Consider the following 6,680-nt stretch of genomic DNA (forward strand, 5'->3'; position numbering starts at 1 on the left):
TGCTCCTGGCTGCAGATCCGGGGGAAGCGGCCGTGGTTCTGAAGGAATTGGCCCGATACCTCGACGGTGTTCATTTCCACGCTCTCGTGATCGACGAGGACCTTCCGGTGCTGGCCAAATTCGTGCTTCCGGCGCTGTCCAAGGCCGGGGTGACGCGACGCCCGGTTCCGGGATCGACTCTGAGGGGCAACCTCGGCCTGCAGCGGCCCGCAAATCGATTCGTCCACTCCTCCTGACTTGACTTCGCGCTAAGGACATTTCGGCTATGACTGCATCACGCTCCGCCGTACCTCGACCCGACGCACACGTTCACTTCGGCGTCTTCTTCCAAGGGGTCAACCACACCACCATCTGGTCCGATTCCTCGAGCGGTTCCCAGATCGACTTCGAGACGTTTCGGCGGTTGGTACTCACCGCCGAGCGAGGTCTGTTCGACGCCTTCTTCCTCGGTGAGGGCCTTCGTCTTCGCGAGCAGAACGGCAAGATTCTCGATCTGGATATCGCCGGCCGCCCCGACGCCATTGCGCAGTTGGCCGCCCTCGCCGGTATCACCGACAAGATCGGGCTGGTCGCGACACAGAACACCACGTACAACGAACCGGCCGACCTCGCCCGTCGACTCTCCGGCCTCGATCTACTTTCCGACGGACGGGCCGGCTGGAACGCGGTCACCACTGACAACGCTTGGACGGGAGAGAATTTCCGTCGCGGTGGTTTCCTCGACCACGCCCTGCGTTACGAGCGTGCCGGGCAGTTCATCGAAACTGCACGGGCACTGTGGGATTCGTGGGCCGACGACGCGATCTCGGACTCTCGCACGTCCGAGAACTGGTCGACTCCGGGAGCCGTGAGCGACGTACGCCGCCAGACTTCGCAGTTCGACATCTCCGTGACGCCGACGCTTCCCCGCAGCAGACAGGGACATCCGGTCATCTTTCAAGCGGGCGATTCGCCGACTGGACGCGATTTCGCGGCGACGCACGCCGACGTCATCTTCTCGCGACACGGGACGCATTTCGACGGCGCACTCGACTTCGCCGACGACATTCGGGCTCGGTTGCGTAGCGTCGGGCGACCGGAGGACGACGTCAAGATCCTGCCCAGCACGCAGATCGTGTTGGCGGAGAACGAGTCCGAGGTCGAAGAGAAGGCGCGGTGGGTCCTCGAAGGCCAGTTCACCGGTCAGACTGCCCTCTCTCTCGTCGGACTGGTGTGGGGTAAGGACCTTTCCGATCGAGACCCCGACGGTCCACTCCCCGAGGAAGATCCGGTTGCCCGCCCGGTTTCGGAGACGCGCGGTTCCGCACGGGACGGCAACGACCCCATTGCGATCGCGCGTGAATGGCGTGCCCTTGCCGAGGCAAAGAATCTGTCCCTACGTCAGGTCGCCATCGAGACCTCGCAGCGTTCGGGTTTTGCGGGCACTCCGGGGCAGGTCGCAGATCAGTTGGTCCATTGGGTGCGCAACGGAGCTTCGGACGGCTTCAACATCTCGCCGTACCTGGTGCCGACCGGGCTCGACGAGATCGTCGACTGGTTGATCCCGGAACTGCAGGAGCGTGGGGCGTACCGCACCGAGTACTCCACGTCGACGCTGCGAGAGCACTTGGGGTTGCGACCGCCGCTCACGCGTCGGACCACGGCTGAAGCTGCGGGGTAACGGGTCCTGTCCCACACAGTCACAGCGACGGCCGAATCCACCAAGCTCGGTTCGGCCGTCCGCTGGGAAATCGTCGTCTGCGTAGCTGCGGGTTTCACCACCCTTCTCGATTCGGCGGTGCTCGGAATCGGGGTTCCGTCGATCCGGGCGTCGCTGGGCGCGTCGACCTCGGAGGTGCAGTGGATCCTTGCGAGCTATTCGCTGACTTTCGGCTTGGCCCTGGTGCCGGCGGGCCGACTCGGTGACGTCGTCGGGCGTAGACGCTTGTTCTTGGCGGGCCTGAGCATTTTCGCGGTGATGGGAATCCTCGGAGCGTGTGCGTCGGATCCGTCGATGATCGTGTTGGCCCGGCTGGGGCAAGGGACCGGCGCAGGCACCATCAGTTCGCAGGTGCTCGGCATCATCACCGACCGGGTGTCCGGAAAGGCTCGGGCGAAGGCGTTGGGCGCGTACAGCACCGCGGGTGGTCTGGCCGGCGTTTCCGGACCGATCCTCGGTGGCGTTCTGCTGAAGTATTCCGACGCCGACTTCGGATGGCGGTTGCTTCTCGTTCTCAACGTGCCGTTTGCTCTGATCACACTGATTCTGGCGTTTCGCTTTCTGCGCCGTGATCGAACCACCCGATCGGGCGCGTCGATCGATCCGGTTGGGCTGTGTCTGCTGGCGACTACGACCGGGCTCCTGTTGTGGCCCATCGTGACCCGGACCAGTGTTACTGTCGCCGCGGCTTTCCTGATCGGTGCGTTCGGCGCTGCCGTTGCCTTCTGGTTCTGGGAACGTCGGTACGCCGCACGCGGTGGGACGCCGGTACTGCTTCCGTCGTTGATCGCCTCTCGGGGATTTCGGCTCGGTACAACGGTTGCACTCTTCTGGTTCGGATCCATCCTCGCCGTCAACGCGGTGCTCAGCCTCTATCTGATCGAAGGTTTGGGCTTCGCCCCACTGAGTGCGGCGTTGATCATGACCGGTAGTTCACTCGCGATGGCCCTGACGTCGGCTTTCGGATGGCGGCTCGTTGCCAGGTTCGGCCGAAGTGCGGTGGTTTTTGCGATAGTCGGCGAGATTCTTGTCATCCTCGGCTACATCGCGGCGGTCAATCTGATTCCTCGGGAACATCTGATCCCGGTGCTGGTAGTCCTGGCGGTGTTGTCGGGAGTTGCCAGCGGCTTGGTCGACGCGCCCAATCGGGTGCTGACTCTCGAATATGCACCGCCGGGCGCGAACGGTGTTGCGGCGGGTTTCCTTCAACTGTCTCAGCGCCTGTCAGCGACCATCTCGCTGGCCGCGGTATCGGGGTTGTATCTCGGTGTACTCGGATGCTCGCCCGACGGATATGGACGTGCGTTCGGGATCGCGCTTGCCGTCTGCGTGGTCATGTTGACGCTCTCGTTGGCGGGGGCGGTGGCAGACCGACGCCGGCGAAGGACGTGACCTGGTATTTCGTGGGTCTACATGGACCTCGGGAGGCCGAGCCCGTGTGACTCATGGGACTTGTGTTACCCATGGGTTAGGAGTCGTGGGACGATACTTGTGTGGTGACCGGTCGCAGTGAAGACAAGCCCAACGGTCGCGGGAGTGGAGAGCCAGTTAACTCACCCCGTGGAGCGTCGGACAAACGTGACCGCACATCGACACCCTTCCGCGCTCGAACGGCGATGTGGACCAATCGGCCACTGTTCGATTTCCATATGATCGTCGGTCTGGTCGTGCTGATCGTCGCGTTCGGACTGCTGATGGTGCTGTCGTCTTCGGGCGTCGAATCCTATGTTCTGTCCGGGACGTCCTACGCCCGCTTCTGGCCGCAGTGCATGTTCGCAGCGATCGGTTTGGTGATGTTCGTGGCGGTCGTGCGGTTGCCGACCGAAACGATGCGTAGAGCCTCACCATGGCTGCTGATCCTGTGTCTTGTTCTGCTTGTCCTGGTGCTGATTCCAGGTATCGGCTCGGAACAGATGGGTGCTCGCAGCTGGTTCGTGATCGCGGGCATTTCCTTCCAGCCGTCGGAGCTGGCCAAACTTGCTCTGGCGATCTGGTCCGCAGCGACGGTTGCGTCGTTCATGAAGGCGCGGATGGACGTCAACCGCGCGCTGCCGGTGATCGGCGGTACGACGTTGCTGGTTCTGGTTCTGGTGGTGTTGGAGAAGGACCTCGGAACCACCATCACCATCGGCATCATCTTCATGTCGGTGCTGTGGTTCGGGCTGTTCCGGATGAAGACATTCATCAGCCTCACACTCGGTTCCGCAGTCGCATTTCTCGTGCTCGGGCTTACTGCTGGTTACCGCTCGGATCGCATCAAGGCTTTCCTCAATCCTGATCTCGACCCGCAGGGTTTGAACTTCCAGAGCACTCAGGCCAAGTACGCACTGGCGAACGGAGGCATCTTCGGTCGCGGTCTAGGACAGTCCGACGCCAAATGGAGCTATCTCCCGCAGGCGCACAACGACTTCATTTTTGCCGTGATCGGTGAAGAGTTGGGTCTGGTCGGCGCGCTGATCGTCGTCGCTCTCTTTGCCGCGGTTCTGATCGTCGGGCTGCGGATCGCGAAACGGTCCACTGATCCGTTCCTCAAAGTCATGACAGCGACGGCAACGACGTTGATCGTCGTGCAGGCGTTCATCAACATCGCCTACGTCGTCGGCCTGATTCCGGTGACCGGTCTGCAACTACCGCTCATCTCGGCGGGCGGAACGTCGATGATCACCACCCTGCTGATGTTCGGGCTCATCGCGCACGCAGCCTTCCGTGAGCCCGAGGCTGTCGCCTCGGCTGAGAGCAGCGGTCGCGGTTGGATACCGCTGGTCTTCGGCAAGCCTCGGTTCGGCATTGCCAAGAAGCCACAGACCGATCGACGGAGGCCGCCAGCTCGCCGCGCCCAGCCTGCTCCAACTGGGCAACGCCGACCGGAGCGACGGGCGCCGCAACCCGACAGACGCCGGGCTCCAGCTCCGGGCCGACGCGCACCCTCTCGCGACTGGTCGGAAGATCCACGTAGACGCGGCCGATCCGATCGGCCGCGGCGCGCTTCCTGATCTGGGCCAGTTCCACTGGCGGGCAGTTCGGAAGCGGGCAGTCATGCACCCGACAATTGCGTTGGGCGGCTACATTGGGAGTCGGCAAAACGACGTCTAATAAGGGTTGTGGACATGGCAGGTGGCGACAAGGCAGACCAGTCGGTAGTCGAACGTAGCTCGGTGACCGGACGTCGTACGACGCCGTCGCAGCGAGCGCGTTTTCGCCGGATTGTCGACGCCGCAATGGAATCCGCCTCCGAAGGCGGCTACGACGCGGTGCAGATGCGATCGGTGGCCGATCGCGCCGGCGTCGCGATCGGCACTGTTTACCGGTATTTCCCGTCCAAGAACCACATGCTTGTCGTCGCATTGTTGTGGATGTTCGAGGGTTTGCGTGACAGATTCCAAGACTTTGTAATCCCGGGCGAGACTCCGTCGGACCGGATTCTGTTTGTGCTGCGCAAGAATACGGAGGTCCTCGAGACCGATCACCTCCGTTACGAAGCGTTGGTTCGGGCGTACATGTTCGCGGACGCGTCGGCGACCCCGGAACTCAACGCGCTCGGTGGGGTCGTGACCGAGATGTTCGCGAAGGCGATCGGTGTCGAGGAAGTCTCGCAGCAGCAGTTGGACGCGGTGAAGGTGATCGACGACGTCTGGATGTCGAGTCTCGTCTCGTGGGTTGCGGGCCGGATGACGACGGACGAGGTGATGGCGCACCTGGAACTTGCCGTGCGACTGGTCTTTCGCAAGTTGGGCGGATAGCGCTCAGACGGTGTAGCCACCGTCGACGTTGAGCTTCTGACCGCTGATGAATCCGGCCGCGTCGCTTGCGAGGAAACATACTGCTTCGGCGATGTCGGCAGCTGATCCGAAGCGCTTCAACGGGATTCGGCTCATCGTCACGTCGAGCGCGCCTTGGTCGAGTTCGGCGGAGCTGATCAGGCGCTCCGCCATTCCGTCCGTCAACATGCCTGGTCCTACAGCGTTGAACCGGACGCCGTAGCGTCCTTCCTCTGCGGCGAATCCGCGAACAAGTTGTTCGACAGCCCCTTTGGTGCCAGCGGAGAGTCCGTCGCGCACGGGAAAGCGATCCGTTGCCGCGGTTGTCACCGCCACCACCGAACCCGAGGATGCACGCAGCGCAGGCAGGGCGGTGTGGACGAGGGTGAAGAACGCCGCGGCCTCCTGGTTGAGTTGTTCGGTGAAGAACGCCGGCGTCACACGTGAGAGGTGCGTCATCGGGACGTGCGGTCCCGCAGCGTGGACCAGCGTCGTCAATGTGCCCAGATCATCGACCGCATCGTTGACGGCGGCGCTGATCGACAACTCGTCGGTCAAGTCGAGAGCGTACGAGTGGGCGCGCACGCCATGCGCTCGAATCTGCTCGCTCAGTTGCTCGGCAGCGCCCTTGTTGTTTCGGTAGGTGAAGGCGACGTCGTGTCCGCGTTCGGCAAGGGTCAGGGCGATCGCCGACCCGATTCCACCGGTTCCGCCGCTGACAAAAGCGGTGCGTACTGCGCTCACAATGCCTCCAGATGTCTGCCGATTTCAAACCTAACAAATGCTTGGTTGGGGTGCCAATCGGAATATATCAGTGCGCGAAGGACAGGCTCAGATTGCTATCGCAACCGGACTGATCGTCCTAATCTGTTGCCATGTCCGGAGACAGTGTGCAGTTGACCGACGGGGCGCCCGGTGGGGAATCGGAACCTCACGCACCGAGTTTGAACAATCGCCTGAACTGGCTGCGTGCAGGTGTTCTGGGTGCAAACGACGGAATCGTCTCGACCGCAGGCCTCGTGGTCGGTGTTGCGGCAGCCACAACCGAGCGCTCAGCAATCTTCACAGCCGGTTTTGCTGGACTGGTTGCCGGCGCTGTGTCCATGGCGTTGGGCGAGTACGTCTCGGTCAGCGCTCAGCGGGATACCGAACGCGCACTCCTGCAGAAGGAGAAGAAGGAACTCCTCGAGACCCCGGAGGCTGAACTTCAGGAACTGACCGAG

Annotated in this window: 6 protein-coding genes and 1 pseudogene; 6 read left to right on the forward strand and 1 reads right to left on the reverse strand. The window is 62.6% G+C overall.

Annotated features, from left to right (window positions below; translation table 11 throughout):
* The 5 genes and pseudogenes from A2J01_RS33555 to A2J01_RS33575 all read left to right on the forward strand — a co-directional run.
* A pseudogene (locus A2J01_RS33555) lies at nt 1-236 on the forward strand (LLM class flavin-dependent oxidoreductase); the annotation flags it as partial.
* 29 nt (nt 237-265) lie between these two features.
* Complete coding sequence (locus tag A2J01_RS33560; protein ID WP_064114411.1) at nt 266-1,660, forward strand: NtaA/DmoA family FMN-dependent monooxygenase; 1,395 nt, start codon at nt 266-268, stop codon at nt 1,658-1,660.
* Nucleotides 1,661-1,729: 69 nt separating this feature from the next.
* Nucleotides 1,730-3,091, forward strand: a complete 1,362-nt coding sequence (locus A2J01_RS33565) for an MFS transporter (protein WP_080712684.1) — start codon at nt 1,730-1,732, stop codon at nt 3,089-3,091.
* 224 nt (nt 3,092-3,315) lie between these two features.
* Nucleotides 3,316-4,692, forward strand: a complete 1,377-nt coding sequence (gene ftsW / locus A2J01_RS33570; RefSeq protein WP_007733895.1) for a putative lipid II flippase FtsW — start codon at nt 3,316-3,318, stop codon at nt 4,690-4,692.
* A gap of 114 nt (nt 4,693-4,806) precedes the next feature.
* The gene (locus tag A2J01_RS33575) at nt 4,807-5,439 is read left to right on the forward strand and encodes a TetR family transcriptional regulator (RefSeq protein ID WP_007733896.1); all 633 of its coding nucleotides are present in this window, start codon (nt 4,807-4,809) and stop codon (nt 5,437-5,439) included.
* Between the two features lie 3 nt (nt 5,440-5,442).
* On the opposite strand, the gene A2J01_RS33580 is transcribed toward A2J01_RS33575, so the two are convergent.
* Entirely contained in the window at nt 5,443-6,201 is a 759-nt protein-coding gene (locus tag A2J01_RS33580) for an SDR family NAD(P)-dependent oxidoreductase (RefSeq protein ID WP_030535265.1), read from the reverse strand.
* A 131-nt stretch (nt 6,202-6,332) separates the two neighbouring features.
* Between A2J01_RS33580 and A2J01_RS33585 the strand changes: the two genes are divergently transcribed.
* Nucleotides 6,333-6,680: VIT1/CCC1 transporter family protein (locus A2J01_RS33585; protein WP_197494355.1), on the forward strand; the 348-nt coding region annotated here is incomplete at its 3' end.

Source organism: Rhodococcus sp. EPR-134, assembly GCF_001647205.1.
GTDB lineage: Bacteria > Actinomycetota > Actinomycetes > Mycobacteriales > Mycobacteriaceae > Rhodococcus_F > Rhodococcus_F qingshengii.

Bases quoted from the DNA above. Each gene is read 5' to 3' on its own strand.
- ftsW (WP_007733895.1), top strand. From the start codon at position 3,316: ATGTGGACCAATCGGCCACTGTTCGATTTCCATATGATCGTCGGTCTG.
- A2J01_RS33560 (WP_064114411.1), top strand. From the start codon at position 266: ATGACTGCATCACGCTCCGCCGTACCTCGACCCGACGCACACGTTCAC.
- A2J01_RS33575 (WP_007733896.1), top strand. From the start codon at position 4,807: ATGGCAGGTGGCGACAAGGCAGACCAGTCGGTAGTCGAACGTAGCTCG.